A 21795-nucleotide genomic window follows, 5' to 3' on the forward strand; every position below is an offset into this window, starting at 1 on the left:
AACACTTTATTTTCACATTAGGGGAATAAAACCAGCGCTGAAGTGTCTTTTATCTACACGGATATTTTTAAATCTCTGAATTAAGGAAATAAAGACATGAAGACAGCGCTGAAAATGATCGTCGTTACAACTGCCCTTATGACCGCCGCTCCCTTAGCAGCATCAGCAGAAAATTTGGATGGAATCGTTACCACAAGCGAGACATCACTCGGTACAATTCTCATCAACAACTCAGGGATGACACTTTACTCCTTCGATAAGGATTCAGGTGGAAAATCAGTTTGCAATGGTGGTTGCGCAAAAGCTTGGCCGCCCCTTCTCGCAGCTTCTTCAGCCGCTGAATCAGGAAATTACACAAAAATCACACGTGATGATGGGGCGCAACAATGGGCATATAAAGGGATGCCACTTTATGGCTGGGTCCAAGACAAAAAGCCCGGCGATGTCACCGGAGATAAGTTCAAAGGCGTCTGGCACGTTGTAAAACCTTAATACCGCAGTTCAGAATACGACAGACCAAAGGTCTAAGCCATTATGGACGAGTTTCTTGATCAGTTGACAAGGTCTATCCCTTTTCTCAGGCGATATGCTTACGCATTGGTCAAAGACTCGTCCAAGGCGGATGATCTGGTCCAGGACTGTCTGGAAAAAGGCTTGGCGAAACGTGACCAGTGGAAAGGCGACGGCAGCTTAAAATCGTGGTTATACAGAATTTTAAGTAACATCCACCTTAACCACTATCGACAGAACCAAACCAACCCTCTTCATTTTCCTGCTGAATTGACAGAAAGAACACCATTGGTCCCAGACACAGATACAACATCACATCAACTTAGCCATTTGTATTTAAGAGATCTGGATAAAGGGATTAACCAACTACCCGATGAACAAAAACAGGTCCTTTTGTTGATTGTGTTAGAGGGTTTAAGCTATTCGGAAGTCGCAGCCATTACACAAGTGCCACTTGGCACCGTCATGTCACGGCTTTCCCGAGCAAGAGAAACTTTGCGGAAATCTACCGCGACACCATCCTCGGAAAAAGTACCGCCGATCAGGAGAATAAAATGAGCAGGAATAGATTTGAAGGCTCAGAGCTTCTCCACGCCTATGTTGATGGAGAATTAAAACCAGAGGAAAGGCTGCGTGTCGAACAATGGCTTGAAACTCACCCGGATGACGCAAGAATGGTCAATGAGTGGCAAAAGCAAAACCAGGGAATTAACAACCTTTTTGCTTCAAAAGCGGATGAACCAATACCGGAACATTTCTCTCCCCCTTCTAAGCCTCAACATATACTTTCCGACAATCGCACGTCAGCATCGATCCTTCCTCAAATAGCAGCCTCGTTCTTGATCCTAGCCATCGGCATAGCAGGTGGTTGGTTTGGGCGAGATTTCCTACAGGTATCAATATCGGATCAAATTCCCATCGCAACAGCATATCAAAACTTTTCCCAACCTGCGATGGAAGCTCATTGGATATACACACCCGAGGTCCGGCATCCTGTAGAAGTTGAAAAGAACGAGCAAGATCATCTTGCTAAATGGCTTTCTTATCGGCTAGAGACCCCCCTCACGATTCCTGATCTCTCGGCACAAGGGTTTGATTTGATGGGCGGCCGTCTTTTACCTTCGCAAACAGGACCTGCCGCGCAGTTTATGTATGAAAGTAAAGCCGGCAGCCGTATTACCCTCTATCTCACAAAATCATTCAACGACGAAAAGAGCGAGATGGGATTTCAATTCAAACAAGCCGAAACAACACGGGCATTCTACTGGTACAATGGCGCTCTCGGCTACGCCGTCATCGGCGACATTGAGCGGAATGAACTCCAAGAAATTGTTAATGATGTCTATAAGCAACTCTAAACGAAAAAATAACACCTATTTTCAAGAGTTCTCTAGGGACTTATTCACCAAGACTGTTATAGTAATGAAAAAGCTATTGAAATTTACCGCGCTTCATCTCAAGTAAGAGGCTCAATATTTCAAATATTACGCACAATGTTTATACACGTTCATAAGGAAGTGTCTCAATGACCGATTATCGTTCTGCCTTGGTCTATGTAATGGTTCTTACATCTGCAGCTGACAGCGACATGACTGATTCAGAGCTAACAACGATTGGTGAAATCGTAAAGGTCCTGCCTGTGTTCAAAGGTTATAACCCAGAAGATCTTCCCATGGATTCTCGTAAGTGCGCTGACCTTCTCGAAGGCGAAGACGGTATTGATCGTGTCCTAGACCAAGTTGTCGCGGCTCTGCCTGAACATCTCAGAGAAACAGCCTATGCACTGGCATTAGAAGTTGTTGCCGCGGATGGTATTGCCAGCCAGGAAGAGTTACGTCTTTTAGAAATTTTACGCCACACACTTGATATCGAACGCCTTGCAGCCGCCGCAATTGAGCGTGGCGCCCGCGCACGTTACATGCACGCTTGAATTTAATTATTCGAATTTAAAAAAAAGAGAGGCCAACAACCTCTCTTTTTTCTTTGGAAGTAACTTCTATGTCCATACTAGAGATAGACATCTTTTTACCTTTGTAGATGCCCTGTGACAAAAGCCCGTTAACTAACAATCATCTATCCTATGATTTATGCTATTGATACCCGTCGAAATCCTTATATAAGACCAGTATAGAGCTATCGTTTTTGGCAGGTACAGCATGATATCAGACACAAGACAACAAGATCGTCCCATTGCCCTTTGGCTTTTGCTCTGCTGTGGAATGATTCTGGCCATGGCTGTCATTGGTGCCATAACCCGGTTAACGGAATCGGGTTTGTCAATCATGGTGTGGGAACCCTTCAAAGGTGTTCTTCCCCCGATGAACCAAGGCGAATGGGAACGCATGTTTGATATCTACAAACAAATTCCCGAATACCAGCAAGAAAATCTGGGCATGAGTCTGGAAGAATTTAAGAGTATTTTCTGGTGGGAATTCATCCATCGTCTTTGGGGTCGTGCCATTGGCGTCGTTTTTCTGTTGCCCTTTGTATGGTTTTTAATCAAAGGACAAATCAGGAAACCGCTTATCCCTCATATGGTTCTGATGTTTATTCTTGGTGGACTACAGGGTGGTATGGGATGGTATATGGTTGCCAGTGGCTTCGCAGACAGAACTGATGTCAGCCAGTACCGATTAACTGCACACCTGTTACTAGCCTTTGCCATTTATGCCTATATTTTCTGGATTGCCATCGGGTTATTATTTCCACAACCAAGCAGAAATTCGGCTTTTTCAAGCGCCAAGCTGCACATTCCGCTTTGCCTTATTCCTATACTCGTTACCATAACAATTGCTTCAGGTGGTCTCGTAGCCGGCCTCAATGCAGGCATGATTTACAACACCTTTCCTCTGATGGACGGAGAAATCATTCCCGACGCCTATCATGCGCTTGAACCATGGCATTTAAATATTTTTGAGAATATCGCTGCTGTACAGTTTAACCATCGGGCTTTGGCGATCACTACTTTCGCCCTTACTTTAGTTATATGGGGGTGGTCCCTTGTCTTGCAGCGTTCTACTAACCTCGCGCTCGCGCTCAACCTGTTGCTTTTGAGTGCTGTCATTCAGGTTATATTGGGCATTAGTACTCTTTTACTGGTTGTTCCCATCTCGTTAGCTGCCATGCACCAGGCCGGTGGCCTGTTGTATCTTACCGCCAGTCTCTATGCCCTCTATGTTGTTCGCCGGGATAAAAACCCTGCTCTCTTTTAAGGTTTATTAGATATGTCAGATCATAAATTCCAAGTTCACGATATGGACATCCCTGATGAGCCACTAGCAATCTCTGTACTTACCGGCTTTCTGGGCAGTGGCAAAACTACCCTATTGAAAGAGCTATTACAACATCCTGACATGGATGAAACTGCTGTTATTGTTAACGAGTTTGGGGAAATAGGACTGGATCATCTTCTGGTAGAAAGCTCTTCAGAAGATATCGTCCTAATGAACAGTGGTTGCCTGTGTTGCACAGTTCGTGGTGACTTGGTTGAAACAATCAGAAAGCTCTACAAACAACGCTTGATGAAAGAAGTTCCCACTTTCAACCGCATCGTTATCGAGACAACAGGCCTCGCCGATCCTGCGCCGATCCTGCAAACCTTAATGTCCGATCCTTTTCTAAGTGACCGTTTTAGACTGGATGGTGTAATCGCCACTGTCGATGCCATTAATGGTACAGAAACACTGAACAATCATCAAGAATCAATCAAGCAGGCTGCGGTGGCCGACCGCCTGCTTCTGACCAAAACTGATCTGTCCAAAGATGGTGATTTTAAGGATCTTGTCGCTCGCCTCAAAGAATTAAACCCCACAGCAAGTATCTTCAAAATTGCGAAGGGCCAGATTGATCCGGCACAGCTTTTTAACGCTGGGCTCTATAATCCCGAAACCAAAACACTGGATGTGCAAAACTGGCTTAAAGCAGAAGCGTTTGAAGATGGCCACAAGCATAACCACGGTCATGATCATGATCATGATCACGGGCATAATCACCATCATGGTCATGGACACCACCACGGACATAGCCATAACCCCAACAGACATGATGACAAGGTGCATGCTTTTTGTCTGACACATGACAAACCGCTAGACTGGGATCAACTTAATTCATGGGTTGATATGCTGATCACACTGTATGGCAGCAATCTACTTCGGATCAAAGGTTTGCTGAATATCGAAGGTGATGAGAAACCAATTGTCATTCATGGCGTTCAACATATTTTTCATCCCCCCGTGATGCTAGAAGGTTGGCCAGACAGAGACCGCCGATCAAAAATTGTTTTTATCGTCAAAGATTTAAAACAAGAAATGTTTGAAGATACCTTCAAAGCCTTCATGGAACAGAATGACGATGTGATATAGCGGGTATAGCTAGCCTCAACCAGTTATCGCTTTAAAACCGCCTGTTCTTTCATGAGTACACCATCGAAGAAACTCTTCTGCTGGCATCGGCTTGGCAAAGAAATACCCCTGCGCCTCTTCACAACCTCGATCTTTCAGGAATAGCATGTGAGACTTTTCTTCGACCCCCTCGGCCAGGACTTTCGTTCCCATAGCATGCGCCATAGAGATAATCGCAGCCGTAATCGCAGCATCATCCTGATTCTGATCCAGTTTTAGGACAAACGATTTATCAATCTTCAGCTTATCAACCGGGAATCGCTTCAGATAAGAAAGCGAAGAATAACCCGTACCAAAATCATCAATAGCCAAATGAACCCCAAGTTCAGCAAGACTGTTCAGAATACGATCAGCTTCTCTAAAGTCAGCCATAATCGCCGTCTCGGTAATTTCAAGCTCTAGACATCCTGGACTTACCTGCGTGAATTCAAGAACTTCAGCCACTTTGTGAACAAAATCGACTTGCCTGAATGAAACGGCAGACAAATTAACCGCGACACGAATACCCGGCAAAATATTTTGCCATTCTTTTGCTTGTGTACAAGCCGTCGTCATAACCCAGTCAGTGATAGGATCGATTAATCCTGTTTTCTCAGCAATAGGAATAAAACGATCCGGGCTCACCATTCCATCACTGCTATGCCAGCGAATTAAGGCTTCGGCCCCGACCAAACGTCCTGTTTGCAGCTCTATCTGAGGCTGATAATAAAGCTCAAATTCATTTTTATCCAACGCGGCCCGAAGTAAATGTTCTAACCGACTACTTTCTTCAAGATTCTTTTTTAAACCGCTATCAAAGAATGTGTAGGTCGACCGCCCTTTATGCTTCGCCTGATAGAGTGCCATTTCAGCATGCCCTAAAAGCTCAGTTGCCGTCCCCCCATGTTCAGGACCAATGGCGATACCAACACTGCATCCTGAATAAACTTCTTTACCGCTTAGGAAAAACGCTTTGCCCATTCGCATAAGCAGTCGTTGAGCACAATATTCAGCATCAACTTTTTCTTCGATCGGTAGCATCAGCGCAAATTCATCGCCGCCCAACCTAGCCAAATGTGCCCCTGGGATTAATTCTTCTTTGAGTAAATCAGCAATTTTTCGTAATAATTGATCACCCGTTTCGTGCCCAAAGATATCATTCAAATCTTTGAAATGATCCAAATCCATCACCAGAACAGCACAGTATTTATTATCCTCACACGCTTCGGCCCCTTTGAAAAGAGATGGGTACTGATCTACAGCATGTACAAACTGTATGCGGTTTCCAAGCCCCGTTAACGCGTCGTGGTAAGTCATATGTTCCACTGTTTTCTGGGCTTCAATACGTGCTTTGATTTCCTGTGAGAGTTCCTGTGTTCTTTCCGCGACCTTCTTCTTCAACACCCCTTGAATACGAAGCAGTTCTTCTTGGCGCAATAACAGGTCATTGATGTCCTTGGCCTCAATTAAATACGCACTTCGCCCTCCATGGCGAAACTTTGAAACAAACATTTCAACACGTAATGGTCCCCCTTTTAAACCAACAAGCTTGAGAGGAAATGCCTGTGTTTCAGCGGAGAGAAGTTTAAAATCTTTATTAAAAACAGATTTGTAATCCGGATGAACAAACGTTGAAAAAGCTTTACCAAGAACTTCTTCCTCATCATCACCTTCAAGCAACTTTAGCCCAGCAGGATTCATATAGCTAATGCCATTATCGTCACAGATACATAGGAAAGAAAGCGCCGCATCCTTGAGAATACGCTGTGACATCTCGCTTTCAACAAGAGCTGCAGCATTTTTCTTAGCAAGAGAGAAGTCCTTGCCATAAAGGATGATGGTGTTCTGTTCCGCTTCTACAACAGAATCTGCATAAAACATGATTTCATGCTTGTTGTTGTTAAAGCCAACTATTTTTAACGGAAAATCTGTTTTCCCACTTTCCAATAGTCCCTGCCAAATATCGTTGAAGACATCGTGATATTCGACATCAACAAGATCAATAACGGGAAGAGGATTATCATTCCCGGAATTATCATAACCAAGCATATCGCATCCCACATTATTGCAGAAAACAACGCACTGATCCCGCACTAATAGAGCCAGATCAGGAAGAGCATTAAGGATTTGCTTGATATCTGTATTCAAACTTTATTTATGACTATCATAGAAATAGCCATCCATTCCATTATACTTACAACCGCCATTTGGACTGGCTAATAACTCAAAGAAACGCCGCCCAGCTTATCCTCTAAGCTAGCAAAATGACTCTTACTGGAATGTAAAGATCTGGAAAATTTCACAATTTTTTGACAATAAATCTTACATTTTTTATTCGGTATGATTTTTTGACCCGCGACCCTTGAAATATTTGATCAAAAAGTTGATCGCAACGATTGGTAAGACCAACCCTGCCCCCAAAAGAATATAGCGCCCGCCCCAATCAATAAATTCAGCAGCAGAATCGACTACCTTCTGAAAATTATCGACAATCCAGTTCACGAGCCCCAATGCATCCGTGTTGAAAGCGGCAAGTACAACACCAACCACAAAACAAAGAAGTACGATCTGAATAATACGGCCAACCATGCGATTTCCCATGTAACCGAACACCTTTTAAGGTCTTCAGTTTATAATCAAGTTCAATTAAAATTCTCTAGACCAGTTATTTTCTAGAATCCGACAGCGTCTAGAGCAAGAACAATCAGCACCCAACTATGTTGAGCGGGCAGATACAGACAAAGTGCTCGTCTGGAATCAACAAGAGCGTTGTCTTATGAAAAAGAACAACGCTCTTGGATCTATATGCCCAAATTGGTAGAAATCGATTATTTATGATTTCCCAATAATTTCCATACCGTTGGCAGGAGTAATGAAGCCAACGCAAGTTTTACTGCGTCACCCATAAGGAATGGCAACATACCCCATTCCAACAAAGGCTTGTCCCAACCAACAATCGAACCAAGCCAAAGCAAACCAAAGCTATAGATCACTGCATTACCAAGGATCATCGCAACAGCGGTTGAGATATAATTGCGATCCCAGCCTTTTTCAGCTAACCAGCCAAGCAAGACAGCAGCAAAGAAGAAGCCAAGCAAATAGCCCCCTGTTGTGCCCATCATGTATACAAGACCAAGCCCTTTTTCAGGCGTACCGGAAAACACTGGAAGCCCCATAGCACCTTCGAAAAGATAAAGCATGATCGTTAATCCACCCAAGCGCCAGCCATAGGCCATACCAATCATAAAGACCACTGTTGTCTGCATTGTCATTGGCACGGGATAAAAAGGAATCTGTATTTTAGCCGACACCCAAAGAGCAAGGGACCCAACGAGGACCATCAACATCTTTGTTAGAAGGTTAGAATGAGAACCAACAAGTTGCTGTCCCAACGTAGGGTGAGCGGTTTGTACCGAGAGCATCAATATGCCTCCTGCAAAATAAGCGAACAATTGTTATCGATTGATATCACCTTGTTAAGAATCGATAATTTCAATTTTACTCTAACAAGCTAGCGTCCAAGAAGAAAGTTGCAATTCTGCAGGTACTGATTGGGGGTCTTGCAACAAATACCGGGTAATAATTACTGAGGGTTGAGCTATATTCAGCCTCTCCATACCAACGAGATACTCATGCCCAAACAATCTGGATATTTACAGAATTATGTTTTGCTCAAAACCTTGATCTTTAAGGAAGTGTCATATCTGGATAATCGGTAATAATACCGTCCACACCCATCTTGATTAAACGCGTGAAATCATCAGGGTCGTTAACAGTCCATGGAATGACTTTCAGGCCTTCTTGATGAGCTTCTTTCACGAGTTCAGGCGTAACTTCCCGATAAAAAGGTGACCAGACACGTCCCCCCGCAGACTGGACCATCTTGGGGATGCTCCCCGCATAGTCGTCAACATCGAAACCCGCTGTCCAGCCACTTGTTCCTGTTTGTCCAGTCGCTATGTTATCCAACCACTTTTGCTGCGCGGTCAGATAAACCGTGGGTATAGACGGTGCCTGTTTTTGCACGAGCTGAAGTGTCCGCCAATCAAAGGATTGGATCGTCACGCGATCCGACATGCTGTGCTTATCGATAACAGTAAGAAGTGCCGCGACAAAGGCATCCGGAGGTACAGTCGCATCAGGTAATTGAGGATTTATTTTAGTTTCAATGTTGAATTGAACAATCTTATTACCTGAGCGCGTCACCAAATCAAAAAGATCAGACAATCTGGGAATAGCTTGAAACGGTTCAGCTTTTTGTCGGGTGAATCTTTCTGCGTACTTTGATCCAGGTTTAAGCCCCCCTACATTAAATTTGGCGACGTTCTCGTAATTCATCTTGTTCAAAACAAGCGATTTATCCTGAACCCAATTACCCTTGGGATCTTTTGCAATATTGGGATTTAAATAAGGATCGTGATGAACAATAACAACACCATCCTTGGTCACTCCTGTATCAAGCTCAAGCGTCGTAACACCCAGCTCCAGCGCCTTGGAAAAGCCAGCCAACGTATTTTCCGGGGCAAGCCCCCGAGCACCGCGATGCCCCTGCAAATCAAAATCTTCTGACACACCAAGATTAGAGAATCTTTGCGAGAGACTCTCTGCACCTGCATTCAGGGGCAACCCCATAACGGCCAAGATTACACCAGCTTTGATTATTCCTTGGCTCAAAAACATTAGCTGCCCTCTACAGATTGCCCGATTGTCTTGCTGTCATCAAAATTGAGAACCAGCACCTGACGGGTCAAAGGCGCCACCTTCATCGAACCCATGTTTCGTGGGTCAATCCAGATTGCCTGTTCGATTTCCACCTGTGGGCCGACTGACGCATCACTTTTAATATAGAAAACATCAGCTTCTACAGATGTATGATTTTCATTCTCTGCCGGGGCTGTAAATTTTCCTAAAAAACGACAATCAGATCGATCAAACGTAAAGCCAAGGTCTTCCCCCAACTCCCGTTCCAAAGCAGCCAAGGGCTCTTCCCCTTGCTCAATCTTCCCGCCGGCTTGCATAAAAAAAGACATGCCTCTTTTTCGAACCAACAGCATTTTTCCATGACTGTTACCAATCACAGCCGCCGCGATTTTGATCACGTCTGGCGTTTCAGTGTTTTTTTCTTGGGAACTCATCAAAGAACCTTCTTTTATAAAATAATCAAGCAACCGAACTTGGATAGCGGACAATTGGAGCGGGTGAGGAGAATCGAACTCCCGTATGCAGCTTGGGAAGCTGCCGTTCTACCATTGAACTACACCCGCGATAGCTAGACACTAGATTGGCACATATCTAATCATTATTCCTATCCTTTGCCTGATAATATAACAAGGTATATGTACCTTCATCCTTTTAATTTTGCTGAAATAATTCACCGATTATTTTGTGGGATTATTTTGTGGTAAAATTTTACACCTTCTATCCTTGACCCCACAAAAACCTTTCCTAAATGTTGTTTAGCGGGGGCTGAAACCAGACCCGCAACATAGGCCTGAATGGCCGTTTGTTATGATCACATTGCTTTTAGGAGGATGTCGTTATGACCCGTTACGATCTATCACCACTTTTCCGCTCGACTGTCGGCTTTGACCGCTTGGCACGGATGCTGGATGAAATTCCTGATTACAAAGATAATAGCCCTGCTTATCCGCCTTACAATATAGAAAGCGTCGGCGAAGACCACTATAGAATCACCATGGCTGTCGCAGGTTACACACAAGAAATGCTCGCGATCAGCTTTCATGAAAACATGCTTAATGTTTCAGGGGAAATTCCACCAGCCAAAGAAGAACGTCGATATCTTCACCATGGCTTGAGCAGTCGAAAATTCGAGCAGAAATTCCAACTTGATGATTATGTAAAAGTCGAGGATGCCCATCTCAAAGATGGGTTGCTTACCATTGACCTCGTCCGCGAGATTCCCGAAGAAAAGAAACCGCGTACGATTGAAATTACGCAGGGGCAGCCTGCAAACTTGCTTGGCAAAGCAAAAAAAATAATCGACGGAACAAAAAATAAAGCTGCATAATCCCCTTACGTTCGATCACATGTTCCTACTTACAAGCGTCGGGTTCTTTTCCCGGCGCTTGTTTTCAAACAATTAACACAGACCAGCTTTTCCATTCCGATAAAACCCTCGTGATCAGAGGTTCTTAAAGCTGACAAAGCCGCTTTTGATCTATACCTTTCCGATAACTTAACAAAACAAGAAACCATCAGTTGGCTGATAGTTTCATCGAAGAGGTATCAATGGGGATCAAACTGACTTTCACTTCTGCCATTCTTTTTACCGGGCTTGCTCTCAACTTGGCGACACCACAAAGTGTTATCGCTCAAGATCAAGCCACTGTTAATCAGGACTGGTCAAAAATTGCAACCAAAGCTCAGGGCCAAACCGTTTACTGGAATGCCTGGGGCGGTAGTGAGCTTATCAATGAATATATCGCCTGGGTCGGCAAACGAGTGTTGGATGACAATAAAATCACCCTCAAGCATGTAAAGATTACTGATACTGCCGATGTTGTCAGCCGGGTTCTAGCTGAAAAAACAGCGGGGAAAGATGCCGAAGGCTCTGTTGATCTTGTCTGGATTAACGGCGAGAACTTTGCCTCCATGAAAAAGAACGGTCTTCTGTTTGGCCCCTTCTCAGAAAACCTGCCGAACTATCCCTTGGTCGATACAGAAAACAAAGCCACAACAACAATAGATTTTACAATTCCAGTTGATGGATTGGAAGCACCTTGGGGAATGGCAAAGTTCAACTTCATCTATGACAGTGCCCGTGTGGACAAAACCCCGAACTCTTCCGAAGAACTTTTGGCTTGGGCCAAGAACAATTCAGGACGTTTTACATACCCCTCACCACCTGACTACTTAGGTTCGACCTTCTTAAAACAAGTGCTTGTTGAATCTGTTGATGATCTCAAAATACTACGACAAGCAGCAACAAACGAAACTGAATTCAAACAAACCACATCTGCTTTATGGAACTATCTTGATCAATTGCACCCAACACTATGGCGTACTGGCAAACAGTTCCCCGTAAGCAGTTCTGCCCAACAACAATTGCTTGACGACGGTGAAGTTGATATTCACCTCTCATTCAATCCGGGGGCGGCCTCGTCTCTTATCAAGTCAGGTGAACTGGCACCAAGCGTTCGAACCTTTGTTTTTGAAAAAGGAACAATTGGCAACACACACTTTGTTGCCATTCCTTACAACTCGTCCAGTAAAGAAGCAGCCATGGTGGTTGCAAATTTTTTGATGAGCCCCGAGGCACAGGCCCGCAAACAAGATCCAGAATATTGGGGTGATGACACCGTTTTATCTATTGCAAAGCTATCTGCTAAAGATCAGAAAATCTTTTCGGCAATTGAACTCGGCGTTGCAACCTTGCCTCCTCAAGATCTGGGACCAACCTTGCTGGAACCTCACCCAAGCTGGATGGAACGTATCGAAAAAGAATGGCTGACACGGTACGGGCAATAAAACAGTATCATCAACAAACAATTACGATACCATTTAAAGCATGACAAAACTTCTCAGCTCAATTTTCAGCGTGCTTTTCAGTTTGCCCACTGTACCTGTGCTGACACTCATGGTTTTTCTACTACCCGTACTTGCCGGACTTACGAGTACTGTTTTACCTGCTTTTGGATACCTGCCCGTTATTGGGCAGGTATCGATAAATACCAATGCCTGGGAAGATCTTTTTTCGCATCCTGCTTTATCCAGTGCCCTGATCACGTCTATATCGAGCGGGGTCCTCGCAACAGTTCTTTCCTTGATCGTATCCCTTTCGTTTGTTGCAGCGTGGAATGGTACGAGCAGCTTTAAAAAAGCACGTAGGATTTTGGCCCCGGTTCTTGCCATTCCCCATTCTGCCCTTGCTATTGGCCTTGCTTTTTTAATTGCCCCTAGCGGCTGGATTGCCCGTATATTTTCACCTTGGGCGACGGGCTGGGAACGCCCTCCGGATATCGCTACTATTCACGATGAATGGGGAATATCACTCGTTCTTGGGCTAATGATAAAAGAAACACCCTATCTTTTATTGATGATACTGGCCGCACTGGATCAGTCTCAAGCAAAACAGCGGCTAAAGCTCGCGAAAACTTTGGGTTATCATCCGATCGCAGCATGGGTAAAGGGCATACTGCCTGTCATCTATAAGCAAATTCGCCTCCCCATCTATGCCGTTCTCGCTTTTTCCTTATCCGTTGTTGATCTTGCCCTGATCCTCGGCCCAACAACACCGCCTACGTTATCAATATTGGTACTTCGGTGGTTTAATGACCCCGACCTAAACTATCGGACTATTGCTGCCGCAGGTGCCTTACTCCAACTCTTTGTCGTTGTCTGCGTAATTGGCACTTGGTGGATTACAGAAAAAGCAATATCCCGGATAAGTATAAGGTGGCTTATAAATGGCCGACGGACATTTTTAGAACAACCTGTTCGTCAGGTTTCCAAATTTTCCCTGAATAGTATTTTCGTTCTGTTTTTTGGTAGCTTACTCGTCATTATTCTTTGGTCTTTCACCCGCCGATGGCGATACCCGGACTTTTTACCCTCAGTCTGGAGCATTCAAAGCTGGGACCGTAATATAAACAACCTATTATGGAGTAGCTCTTCCACGCTTATAATTGGCCTGATCAGCTCGTTCATTGCGGTAATACTTGTTATTGCCTGTTTGGAAAATGAAAAACGCCGGGGGAAAACAGCCGGATCGGGAGCCCTGTGGCTTGTGTACTTACCTCTTATGATCCCACAGGTGTCTTTCCTTTTTGGGGTACAAATTTTGACAATTAAAGCAGGCATCGATGCCAGTTGGCTTGCGATTATCTGGAGCCACCTTCTCTTTGTTCTCCCCTATGTATTCCTGTCCCTGACAGACCCTTACCGACAACACGATGATCGCTATATGAAGGTCGCGCTTTCGATGGGAATAAGCCCGGCTCGTGCGTTCTGGCGCATAAGATTGCCCATGTTACTCAGACCATTACTTTTTGCCTTTTCCATAGGTTTTGCGGTTTCGGTAGCCCAGTATTTACCAACTCTTTTCGTCGGTGGAGGCCGATTTTCAACCTTGACCACCGAAGCTGTCAATCTTTCAGCTAGTGGCAATAGACGTATAATTGCCGTGTACGCACTTCTTCAGGCTTTGTTACCTTTGCTATGCTTTATAGCTGCGCTAACCTTGCCAAATATTGTTTTCCGTAATCGCCGTGCTTTAAAGGAACATTAAGTGACATCATGAGCGATAATACTTTCAAGCAATCTGCCCCCCCCGCACAATATCCCACACTTTATTTAAAGGATCTGAAGCTGTGCTTACGTGGGGAAACGCTCTTCACGAACCTTTCCTTGAACATTTCTCCGGGGGAAATTGTAACCCTTATGGGGCCAAGTGGCTGTGGGAAATCAAGTCTTCTTGCGGCGATAAGCGGTACCCTTGAAAGCGATTTTTCTCTTGTCGGAGAAGTTTTTCTGGATGATATGAACTTAACCAATCTTCCCTCTGAAGAACGACATATAGGAATGCTGTTCCAAGAAGATCTTTTGTTCCCTCATATGTCTGTGAGCGAAAATCTATGCTTTGGTATTCCCGCCCACATCAAAAGCAAAAAAGAACGAGTATCTTTGATTTCCCAAGCGTTAAAAGATGCTGGATTATCAGAATTCGAAAATAGAGATCCCGCAACCCTATCAGGTGGGCAGCGAGCACGCATTGCAGTATTAAGAACACTACTCTCTCAACCCCGTGCGCTTTTACTGGATGAACCCTTCTCGAAACTAGACACTGAACTACGTACTCGCTTTCGCGATTTTGTCTTCAGACACGCAAGGGCACATAACCTGCCCACTTTGTTGGTCACCCATGACCCCGAAGATGCTCAATCAACAGGCGGGAAAGTTATTCGAGTATCCGATTTCTAGTTGAAAACCTCATTAGCTTTGATCAAAATAATAGAACCTGGTTAGCATTATCTGTTACAGCCTCCAAATTTTATTCAGACCGCCAACTTGATCCGCATCAGACGCGACGCTATAATTTGTCATACTCGTCAGAGATTGTTGAAATATTCTGTGTTCTTGATTGTCTCTAACGAACACTCCACGCCGTAATGTTCACGAACACCATCAACCAATTCTAGCGCTCGCAATTTTTCGAGACCACCTGATCATGCGTAATCCAAAGATTTTTACAACTTTAACAACATATAACAGATCGCTTTTTTTTGCAGATCTTCTCGCCGGTGTGACAGTAGCATTAGTCGCTCTTCCCCTCAGCCTCGCGATCGCGATCGCTTCCGGTGCACCCCCAGAAAAAGGGATTGTAACCGCTATAATTGGCGGTTTATTGATTTCACTTTTTGGTGGCAGTCGCGTTCAGATAGGTGGTCCGACAGGGGCATTCATCGTTGTTGTTTTCAACGTCATCACACAATACGGATATGATGGCCTTGTATTGGCCACTTTCATGGCAGGGATTATTCTACTCGTCGGCGGATATTTTCGAGCAGGAAACCTGATAGCTTTTGTTCCCGAAGCCGTTGTTAATGGCTTTACTATTGGCATAGGAATCATTATCGCCACAAGTCAGCTAAAGGATTTATTTGGCTTGTCTATAGATAACGTTCCAGCCGATTTTTTAGAAAAAATACCTGTCTTCTGGGCAGCCCACCAAACCCTTAGCTTACCAGCCACGACAATAGCGATTATCACACTTATACTGATTGTCGTTCTCCGCATTATAGCCCCTCGTTTTCCTAGTTTAATTATTGGTATTGGCGTTGGGTCGGTACTCGTTGCAATGATGTCTCTGCCTGTGGACACACTCGGATCTCGCTTTGGTCAACTACCAAGTCAAATGCCATGGCCACAGCTACCTGATTTGTCTTTCTCTCGAATTATAGAGCTTATTCCTTCTGCTTTGATTATTGCATTTTTAGCAGGCGTTGAATCATTGCTATCGGCGATGGTAGCCGACAAAATGATTGACGGACAACACAGGCCGAATGCCGAACTTACCGCACAGGGTATCGCTAATATTGGCTCAGCATTATTCACAGGGCTTCCAGCCACAGGCGCAATTGCCCGAACCGCAACGAACATAAAAGCAGGAGGCAAAACACCAGTAGCAGGAATCATTCATGCTATTATAATACTGCTTGTTATGTTGCTCGCTGCTCCACTGGCAAGTTATATGGCTATGCCCGCATTGGCCGCCCTTCTCACGATCACCGCCTGGAACATGACCGAGCCACACAAATGGCGTGAATATGCTCGAGGCAAGAAAAGCGATATTATACTTTTGCTACTAACACTCATTTTGACTGTTCTTGTTGATTTGACTGTCGCAATCGGTGTCGGTGTATCTGTTGGGTTAGCTCTGCGCCTTAGTAGACGAAATAATATAAAAAATGATTGGTCTCCGCCAAACCGATAATACTCAATGAAAAAAGACCTATTAATATCACCGAATGCCTCCTCGCTCTAAGTTCATTCCTACAGATACAAAAATCAATTTTCCGAAGACATTTTGACATTATTTCCATGAATAGTGCACAGAGGGGATTGCTTTCTAATAATATATTTATATTAACAGTTGTCTAACAAAGTGATATGAGATTTTTTTAATAACAGAATATCGTCTCGATTTTTGCTCTTGCGGCAGAAACGAGATAAAAGCTGTCACGTTTTGAGATAGCTTGGGAGCCAACGTTGATGTATAGCCAGACAACCCGGTCTATAACGGTAACAGTAACACCGACTTTTCTTGAAGATCAGTCGTCACCTACTGATGATCATTATGTCTGGGCGTATCAGGTACAGATAGAAAATACAGGCGACGAGGCCGTTACCTTGAAAAATCGTTATTGGCGAATTACTGATTCAATGGGACGCATTCAAGAGGTCCGAGGCGCTGGCGTGGTTGGAGAACAACCTCTATTACAGCCTGGTGAAAGTTTTGAATATACAAGTGGTACGCCTCTTTCTACTGCCTCTGGTATCATGTGTGGCAGTTATGAAATGGAAGACACTAGCGGGGAACTATACGATGTATTGGTTCCACCCTTTTCACTGGACAGCCCTTACGAGATAGCGCGTCCGAACTAGAACAACACTTTTATCGGAGCTTTGAATCCGTTAGAAGCTAAAAGGATTATAGTCCGTGAGTGACAAAGATAGCAAAGTCATCCGCCCTTCACGCGATGAAGCTCTGGCCGCGGTTGAAACCCTTCTACGTTGGGCAGGTGATGACCCAACCCGCGAAGGCTTATTGGGCACGCCTGATCGCGTTGTACGCAGCTACGAAGAATTTTTTGCAGGCTATAATGTTGAGCCTCGGGAATTACTCGAACGTACTTTTGAAGAAGTAGAAGGGTACGACGAGATTGTATTGCTCAGAGATATCCGGTTTGAATCTCATTGCGAACATCACATGGCACCGATTATTGGAAAAGCACATGTCGCTTATCTGCCTAATAATCGTGTTGTCGGCATCAGCAAACTTGCCCGCGTGATCGAAGCCTATGCAAAACGACTGCAGATTCAAGAAAAGATGACAGCGCAGGTTGCCAACGCCATTAACGAGGTTCTCCAGCCCAAGGGCGTCGCCGTTGTTATCGAAGCTGCACACCAATGCATGACCACACGCGGTGTTCATAAATCAGGCGTTACAATGGTAACAAGCCGTATGCTTGGCCTGTTCCGTACCAACCCATCCACAAGGCGCGAATTCCTTTCTCTCATTGGGAATCCTTCTTCTTCAGCGTCTTAAGAAAAATAAAATCCAAAGCCCCCATTAATCCGCAATGCGGATAGGGGGCTTTTGCATACCAATAACAATAATTTTCTGATACCCTCCCAGCACTTTCGCCCTTACACCTGCTTCCCTGACGGAACTGGTATAAGATCTTTTAGGTGTCATTCTGGCTCCTCGATGGATTTACTTTAGTTTTTTCATCGGTCATAAAACCACTATTTGGCCAAAAGGTTTGAAGATGATCAAGTTCCGTCCCGTCGTCTTCGTCACAGGAATACTGCTCTCGATCATGGCCATTGCCATGATCATACCTGCCATCGTTGATGCTGCAGCAGGACACCCTGACTGGCGCGTTTTCGCGACATCTTCTGCCCTTAGTCTTTCTGTTGGCATATCCATGGTGCTGGCAACCAACGCAACCTGGACAGCCTTTAGCCTGCGTGAAGCTTTCGTTATTACAAATCTTGCCTGGCTGACCATTGCCATTGCTGGGGCTGTCCCATTGGCATTTTCAGAACTGGATCTCAGCATCACTGATGCTTTTTTTGAATCCATGTCTGGGATCACAACAACTGGCTCTACCATTATTGTAGGGTTGGATGAGACCCCCCCAGGTATCCTTCTTTGGCGTGGGATTCTGCAATGGCTGGGTGGTATCGGTATTATTGTCATGGCCGTTGCCATTCTTCCGATTCTACAAGTCGGTGGTATGCAGATGTTCCGGGTTGAAGCCTTTGAAGCAGATAAAGTACTTCCCAAGGCAGCTCAAATTGCTGCCGCTATTTCCATCTTTTATGTCTTTATCACAATCGGAGCTGCAATAATCCTGTCCCTTTTGGGTATGAGCGGGTTTGATGCTGTTGTTCACGCCATGACCTCAATCGCAACAGGAGGCTTCTCAACCTACGATGCCTCTATTGGACACTTTGAAGATCCTAAAATTCATTGGGCTATCAGTGGTTTTATGGTTCTTGGCTCCATTCCCTTTATACTTTATCTGCGCGTTATTCGGGGGGATTTCAAATCTCTGATTCAGGATAGTCAGGTAAAAACATTTTTGATCATTCTTGGGTTATCAATTGCCCTTATAACTTACTGGCTTATTGCTGATAATGGCTATTCTTTTGCTACAGCCCTAAGACTATCGGCATTTAATGTCATATCTCTGATGACAGGTAGTGGCTTTACAACTGCCGACTACGGCTTATGGGGCGGCTTTGCCCTCGCCTTGCTATTTATATTGATGTTTGTCGGTGGATGCGCAGGCTCCACGACCTGTGGCATTAAAATATTCCGCCTGCAGGTTCTCTATTCAACTGCCGAGGCACAGCTCAACCGTTTGATCCAACCCAACGGTATTTTCTTTCCGACCTATAATGGTAACCCGATCCCGGAAAGTGTCTCAGACTCAGTCATGAGCTTCTTCTTCCTCTTTGCCGTCAGTTTTGTCTTGCTTGCAGCAGGATTAGGTTTCTCGGGATTGGATTTCATCACTGCTATTTCAGGCGCGGCAACTGCGATTGCAAATGTTGGCCCCGGTCTTGGGGAAACCATTGGCCCCGCCGGAAACTTCCAGCCTCTACCAGATAGTGCTAAGTGGCTCATGTCTGCGGGAATGCTTCTTGGACGGCTGGAACTCTTCACGATTATGGTGATGATCCTTCCTCGTTTCTGGCGCGGCTAGATCAACAGACTCTAATAATTTTACCCTAAACATTTTCCCCCTGAACTTTTTCGGGGAATAATCACTTTAGCTTGAAAGCAACCCGTTCTCGATCGCGTATCGTGTCAAACCTGCAGTAGAACTAATATCCAGTTTACGCTTGATATTCTTACGATGAGTCTCGACTGTGCGCACACTGATATCCAGCTCCACAGCAACGTGCTTGTTGCTTTTCCCCTCTGCCAACAACAACAAAATAGTTTGCTCGCGTGTGGTTAAGGGGCCTTCCGCATCACTATCCTGATATGACATCAGAATCTTGGACACTCCCGAACTAAAATAAGTTCCCCCTAAATGTACGGCTTCAATAGCAGCAACCACCTCTTGAGATGGTACATCCTTTAAAACATACCCCCGTGCCCCATAGCGTAAAGCGCTGGAAATATATTCACGATTGTTATGCATGCTCAGAATCAAGAGTTTTATTTCAGGATACTTTTCGGCAAATATTTCTGTTGCGTCTAACCCGTTCAATTCCGGCATATTGATGTCCATTAAGACGACGTCAGGTCTTAGCTCTTCCGCTTTGGCCAAAGCTTCAGCTCCGGTTGTCGCCTCCCCAATCACTTCAATATTGTCGTAAAGCTCTAGGCAGGATCTAAGGCCATCACGAACCAAAGGATGATCATCGCAAAGCAGTACGGATATTACTTTTTTCTCATTCATCATGACTTTATCTCGGCCTCCGTACGCAAAATACCCTTTGGAAGTGTCGCAACAATCTTCGTTCCCGACGGGGAAGATGTTATGTCTAATTCTCCACCGTGATGTTCCATGCGCTCTTGCATATTTCTTAATCCAATTCCTGCAAGGGGATCTTTTTTTGTGTTCAGTCCCTGAATATCAAAACCGGAACCATTATCAGAAATTTCTAACGTCACAATTCCCTGATGTGCAGCCAAATTAATATCAACATGGTCGGCATTTGCATGGCGTTCAATGTTCGTCAGAGCTTCTTGCGCCACTCTAAACAATGTTGTTTTTGCATCCTTTGGAAGCAAATTTTTAAAGGTAACAGTACCTATTTTAATTTTAATATTCGTACGCTCTGAAAATTCATGAGCTAAACTTTCCAAGGCAGGCGACAATCCTAGATCATCAAGAAGACTAGGCCTGAGATCACGAGAAATGCGTCGAACTTCATTAATCGCGATGTTCAACGCATTTGCCCCTTTTTCAATGGCCCCAGCGACACCCTCAGTATCTTCGGTTATCCGTTGGGCTTTTTTCAAAGCAACTTCATGCGCATACTTTATCGAAACCAAAATTTGGCTGATTCCGTCATGAAGTTCACGGGCCACGCGACCCCTCTCTTCTTCCTGTGTTTCAATAATACGCTGCGTGAGATCCTTTAACTTTCCATCAGCGACACGTCGCTCGTGCAGATTTATCGCAATCCCGGTCACAAAAACCCCACCAAGTGCAGTGAAAGTAATGATAAGGATAATCACAGACGTTTCCCGAATGCGTTCTTCAACTTCCAGCTCAAATTCAGCGACTTGGGCGATAACGTCATCAATATAAAGCCCTGTTCCCAGCATCCAGTTCCATTTATCCAAAGCGATCGCATAGCTAATTTTATCTCTAATCTCCCCAGAGGAAGGCTTTGCCCAGAGATACCGATGAAAGCCACCACCCTCTTGCGCTCTGAAAATCAAGTGCTGAATAACAAGATTACCCGTGGTGTCTTTGAGTTCCCACCAATTATTACCAATCAACTCGGGTTGTTTAGGGTGAACAAGGCTTGTTCCTTCAAAATCATAAACGAAGAAATAGCCATCTTCCCCATAAGTGAGGGTTTTGAGGATTTCCTTTACCTGCCGTTTTGCATCCAAATCATATGATTCAGCCGGATCATAGATATGTCTTATCGATGTCTGCGCGAGGCTTAGGTAGTTTAAAAGCTCCAATTTCTTGGCATTAACCATGTTTCGCTCAAATGCCGCGATTTCATCATTGGATAACCGCTGTGTTTGATAGGTTACCAAAATAGATATGGCTGAAATCGCCAAAATTAAGGGAACGGTTGCAAGCAAGAGTACTTTCTGCTTTAAATTCATAAGCTTATTTTCCGTTCACCCTTAAACATTACGGGATATTTGCATTAAATTCTGACTATAGCATGCTACTTTTTGCTTTTCTCTCAGTATTAGTTGGTATTTTCGTACCCCCACTAAACGTGATTAACTACCAAGTGCTGCGAATTTAAATCTCGGGCTGTTACTGATAGACAGTCCACAATATTTTACAGCATAAACCAAGCCGTCAAAGAAACGGTGTCATAATAAAATGAGAAATCTTGAAAAATTTGAGATTATTCTTTCTAACCGGAGGCAATTTTAATGAATCGTAGAAAGTTTCTAACGGGCGCAGCTACGGGTGTAGCAGCAGGTGCAGCAGCAGCAACACTT

23 protein-coding genes and 1 tRNA gene are annotated in these 21795 nt (G+C 44.5%); 15 read left to right on the forward strand and 9 right to left on the reverse strand.

Features of this window, described 5'->3' with window-relative positions:
* Nucleotides 1–96: 96 nt before the first annotated feature.
* The 6 genes from ACN0W5_RS18575 to ACN0W5_RS18600 all read left to right on the forward strand — a co-directional run bounded on the left by ACN0W5_RS18575 (nt 97) and on the right by ACN0W5_RS18600 (nt 4871).
* Nucleotides 97–492 carry a hypothetical protein gene (locus tag ACN0W5_RS18575; RefSeq protein ID WP_417455569.1) on the forward strand — a complete coding sequence of 132 codons (396 nt, stop codon included), beginning with the start codon at nt 97–99 and terminating at the stop codon, nt 490–492.
* Nucleotides 493–534: 42 nt separating this feature from the next.
* On the forward strand, nt 535–1068 hold the full coding sequence (locus ACN0W5_RS18580; protein ID WP_417455570.1) for an RNA polymerase sigma factor: 534 nt from the start codon (nt 535–537) through the stop codon (nt 1066–1068).
* Complete coding sequence (locus ACN0W5_RS18585; RefSeq protein ID WP_417455571.1) at nt 1065–1868, forward strand: anti-sigma factor family protein; 804 nt, start codon at nt 1065–1067, stop codon at nt 1866–1868. The genes ACN0W5_RS18580 and ACN0W5_RS18585 overlap by 4 nt, the downstream gene beginning before the upstream one ends.
* Before the next feature lie 167 nt (nt 1869–2035).
* Entirely contained in the window at nt 2036–2440 is a 405-nt protein-coding gene (locus tag ACN0W5_RS18590; RefSeq protein WP_417455572.1) for a tellurite resistance TerB family protein, read from the forward strand.
* A 226-nt stretch (nt 2441–2666) separates the two neighbouring features.
* Nucleotides 2667–3722 carry a COX15/CtaA family protein gene (locus ACN0W5_RS18595; RefSeq protein WP_417455573.1) on the forward strand — a complete coding sequence of 352 codons (1056 nt, stop codon included), beginning with the start codon at nt 2667–2669 and terminating at the stop codon, nt 3720–3722.
* A 12-nt stretch (nt 3723–3734) separates the two neighbouring features.
* Complete coding sequence (locus tag ACN0W5_RS18600; RefSeq protein WP_417455574.1) at nt 3735–4871, forward strand: CobW family GTP-binding protein; 1137 nt, start codon at nt 3735–3737, stop codon at nt 4869–4871.
* Between the two features lie 15 nt (nt 4872–4886).
* Here the strand turns inward: ACN0W5_RS18600 and ACN0W5_RS18605 are convergent, their stop codons facing one another.
* The 6 genes from ACN0W5_RS18605 to ACN0W5_RS18630 all read right to left on the reverse strand — a co-directional run bounded on the left by ACN0W5_RS18605 (nt 4887) and on the right by ACN0W5_RS18630 (nt 10153).
* Entirely contained in the window at nt 4887–7037 is a 2151-nt protein-coding gene (locus ACN0W5_RS18605) for an EAL domain-containing protein (RefSeq protein WP_417455575.1), read from the reverse strand.
* 183 nt (nt 7038–7220) lie between these two features.
* On the reverse strand, nt 7221–7490 hold the full coding sequence (locus tag ACN0W5_RS18610; RefSeq protein WP_417455576.1) for a hypothetical protein: 270 nt from the start codon (nt 7488–7490) through the stop codon (nt 7221–7223).
* Between the two features lie 227 nt (nt 7491–7717).
* A complete protein-coding gene (locus ACN0W5_RS18615) occupies nt 7718–8311 on the reverse strand; it encodes a biotin transporter BioY (protein WP_417455577.1) in 594 nt (197 codons plus the stop codon).
* 265 nt (nt 8312–8576) lie between these two features.
* Nucleotides 8577–9569 carry a glycerophosphodiester phosphodiesterase gene (locus ACN0W5_RS18620; protein WP_417455578.1) on the reverse strand — a complete coding sequence of 331 codons (993 nt, stop codon included), beginning with the start codon at nt 9567–9569 and terminating at the stop codon, nt 8577–8579.
* Nucleotides 9569–10024: an NUDIX hydrolase gene (locus ACN0W5_RS18625; RefSeq protein WP_417455579.1), complete on the reverse strand. Its 456-nt coding sequence runs from the start codon at nt 10022–10024 to the stop codon at nt 9569–9571. Before ACN0W5_RS18625 ends, ACN0W5_RS18620 begins: the two co-directional genes overlap by 1 nt.
* 55 nt (nt 10025–10079) lie before the next feature.
* Nucleotides 10080–10153, reverse strand: a tRNA-Gly gene (locus ACN0W5_RS18630).
* Nucleotides 10154–10428: 275 nt separating this feature from the next.
* On the opposite strand from ACN0W5_RS18630, the gene ACN0W5_RS18635 reads away from it, so the two are divergent.
* From ACN0W5_RS18635 to folE, 7 genes are all read left to right on the forward strand, one after another.
* Entirely contained in the window at nt 10429–10917 is a 489-nt protein-coding gene (locus tag ACN0W5_RS18635) for an Hsp20 family protein (RefSeq protein WP_417455580.1), read from the forward strand.
* A 191-nt stretch (nt 10918–11108) separates the two neighbouring features.
* A complete protein-coding gene (locus tag ACN0W5_RS18640) occupies nt 11109–12377 on the forward strand; it encodes an ABC transporter substrate-binding protein (protein WP_417455581.1) in 1269 nt (422 codons plus the stop codon).
* A gap of 40 nt (nt 12378–12417) precedes the next feature.
* A complete protein-coding gene (locus ACN0W5_RS18645) occupies nt 12418–14136 on the forward strand; it encodes an ABC transporter permease (RefSeq protein ID WP_417455582.1) in 1719 nt (572 codons plus the stop codon).
* Between the two features lie 8 nt (nt 14137–14144).
* Nucleotides 14145–14828 (forward strand): ATP-binding cassette domain-containing protein, encoded by a 684-nt coding sequence (locus ACN0W5_RS18650; RefSeq protein ID WP_417455583.1) that lies wholly within the window; start codon nt 14145–14147, stop codon nt 14826–14828.
* A gap of 247 nt (nt 14829–15075) precedes the next feature.
* On the forward strand, nt 15076–16341 hold the full coding sequence (locus ACN0W5_RS18655) for a SulP family inorganic anion transporter (protein ID WP_417455584.1): 1266 nt from the start codon (nt 15076–15078) through the stop codon (nt 16339–16341).
* Between the two features lie 278 nt (nt 16342–16619).
* Complete coding sequence (apaG, locus tag ACN0W5_RS18660; RefSeq protein WP_299377591.1) at nt 16620–17012, forward strand: Co2+/Mg2+ efflux protein ApaG; 393 nt, start codon at nt 16620–16622, stop codon at nt 17010–17012.
* A 55-nt stretch (nt 17013–17067) separates the two neighbouring features.
* Nucleotides 17068–17676, forward strand: coding sequence for a GTP cyclohydrolase I FolE (gene folE / locus ACN0W5_RS18665; RefSeq protein WP_047765473.1), 609 nt, complete (start codon nt 17068–17070; stop codon nt 17674–17676).
* 24 nt (nt 17677–17700) lie between these two features.
* Here the strand turns inward: folE and ACN0W5_RS18670 are convergent, their stop codons facing one another.
* Complete coding sequence (locus ACN0W5_RS18670; RefSeq protein WP_417455585.1) at nt 17701–17826, reverse strand: hypothetical protein; 126 nt, start codon at nt 17824–17826, stop codon at nt 17701–17703.
* A 73-nt stretch (nt 17827–17899) separates the two neighbouring features.
* On the opposite strand from ACN0W5_RS18670, the gene ACN0W5_RS18675 reads away from it, so the two are divergent.
* Complete coding sequence (locus ACN0W5_RS18675; protein WP_417455586.1) at nt 17900–19345, forward strand: TrkH family potassium uptake protein; 1446 nt, start codon at nt 17900–17902, stop codon at nt 19343–19345.
* 66 nt (nt 19346–19411) lie between these two features.
* Here ACN0W5_RS18675 and ACN0W5_RS18680 read toward each other — a convergent pair whose 3' ends face one another.
* Both ACN0W5_RS18680 and ACN0W5_RS18685 read right to left on the reverse strand, forming a co-directional pair.
* Entirely contained in the window at nt 19412–20053 is a 642-nt protein-coding gene (locus ACN0W5_RS18680; RefSeq protein WP_417455587.1) for a response regulator transcription factor, read from the reverse strand.
* Entirely contained in the window at nt 20050–21444 is a 1395-nt protein-coding gene (locus tag ACN0W5_RS18685; RefSeq protein WP_417455588.1) for a cache domain-containing protein, read from the reverse strand. Before ACN0W5_RS18685 ends, ACN0W5_RS18680 begins: the two co-directional genes overlap by 4 nt.
* A gap of 282 nt (nt 21445–21726) precedes the next feature.
* Here ACN0W5_RS18685 and ACN0W5_RS18690 point away from each other — a divergent pair.
* A partial coding sequence (locus ACN0W5_RS18690; protein ID WP_125932986.1) for a twin-arginine translocation signal domain-containing protein occupies nt 21727–21795 on the forward strand: 69 nt, incomplete at its 3' end.

It is taken from the genome of Kiloniella sp. (assembly GCF_048270245.1).
Classification (GTDB): domain Bacteria; phylum Pseudomonadota; class Alphaproteobacteria; order Kiloniellales; family Kiloniellaceae; genus Kiloniella.

Excerpts from the sequence above, each read along its gene's own strand:
- ACN0W5_RS18650 (WP_417455583.1), top strand. The coding sequence starts at position 14,145 with ATGAGCGATAATACTTTCAAGCAATCTGCCCCCCCCGCACAATATCCC.
- ACN0W5_RS18580 (WP_417455570.1), top strand. The coding sequence starts at position 535 with ATGGACGAGTTTCTTGATCAGTTGACAAGGTCTATCCCTTTTCTCAGG.
- ACN0W5_RS18615 (WP_417455577.1), bottom strand. The coding sequence starts at position 8,311 with ATGCTCTCGGTACAAACCGCTCACCCTACGTTGGGACAGCAACTTGTT.
- ACN0W5_RS18625 (WP_417455579.1), bottom strand. The coding sequence starts at position 10,024 with ATGAGTTCCCAAGAAAAAAACACTGAAACGCCAGACGTGATCAAAATC.
- ACN0W5_RS18600 (WP_417455574.1), top strand. The coding sequence starts at position 3,735 with ATGTCAGATCATAAATTCCAAGTTCACGATATGGACATCCCTGATGAG.
- ACN0W5_RS18585 (WP_417455571.1), top strand. The coding sequence starts at position 1,065 with ATGAGCAGGAATAGATTTGAAGGCTCAGAGCTTCTCCACGCCTATGTT.
- ACN0W5_RS18635 (WP_417455580.1), top strand. The coding sequence starts at position 10,429 with ATGACCCGTTACGATCTATCACCACTTTTCCGCTCGACTGTCGGCTTT.
- ACN0W5_RS18620 (WP_417455578.1), bottom strand. The coding sequence starts at position 9,569 with ATGTTTTTGAGCCAAGGAATAATCAAAGCTGGTGTAATCTTGGCCGTT.
- ACN0W5_RS18670 (WP_417455585.1), bottom strand. The coding sequence starts at position 17,826 with ATGACACCTAAAAGATCTTATACCAGTTCCGTCAGGGAAGCAGGTGTA.
- apaG (WP_299377591.1), top strand. The coding sequence starts at position 16,620 with ATGTATAGCCAGACAACCCGGTCTATAACGGTAACAGTAACACCGACT.
- ACN0W5_RS18610 (WP_417455576.1), bottom strand. The coding sequence starts at position 7,490 with ATGGGAAATCGCATGGTTGGCCGTATTATTCAGATCGTACTTCTTTGT.
- ACN0W5_RS18595 (WP_417455573.1), top strand. The coding sequence starts at position 2,667 with ATGATATCAGACACAAGACAACAAGATCGTCCCATTGCCCTTTGGCTT.
- ACN0W5_RS18645 (WP_417455582.1), top strand. The coding sequence starts at position 12,418 with ATGACAAAACTTCTCAGCTCAATTTTCAGCGTGCTTTTCAGTTTGCCC.
- ACN0W5_RS18685 (WP_417455588.1), bottom strand. The coding sequence starts at position 21,444 with ATGAATTTAAAGCAGAAAGTACTCTTGCTTGCAACCGTTCCCTTAATT.
- ACN0W5_RS18655 (WP_417455584.1), top strand. The coding sequence starts at position 15,076 with ATGCGTAATCCAAAGATTTTTACAACTTTAACAACATATAACAGATCG.
- ACN0W5_RS18675 (WP_417455586.1), top strand. The coding sequence starts at position 17,900 with ATGATCAAGTTCCGTCCCGTCGTCTTCGTCACAGGAATACTGCTCTCG.
- ACN0W5_RS18590 (WP_417455572.1), top strand. The coding sequence starts at position 2,036 with ATGACCGATTATCGTTCTGCCTTGGTCTATGTAATGGTTCTTACATCT.
- ACN0W5_RS18680 (WP_417455587.1), bottom strand. The coding sequence starts at position 20,053 with ATGATGAATGAGAAAAAAGTAATATCCGTACTGCTTTGCGATGATCAT.
- ACN0W5_RS18575 (WP_417455569.1), top strand. The coding sequence starts at position 97 with ATGAAGACAGCGCTGAAAATGATCGTCGTTACAACTGCCCTTATGACC.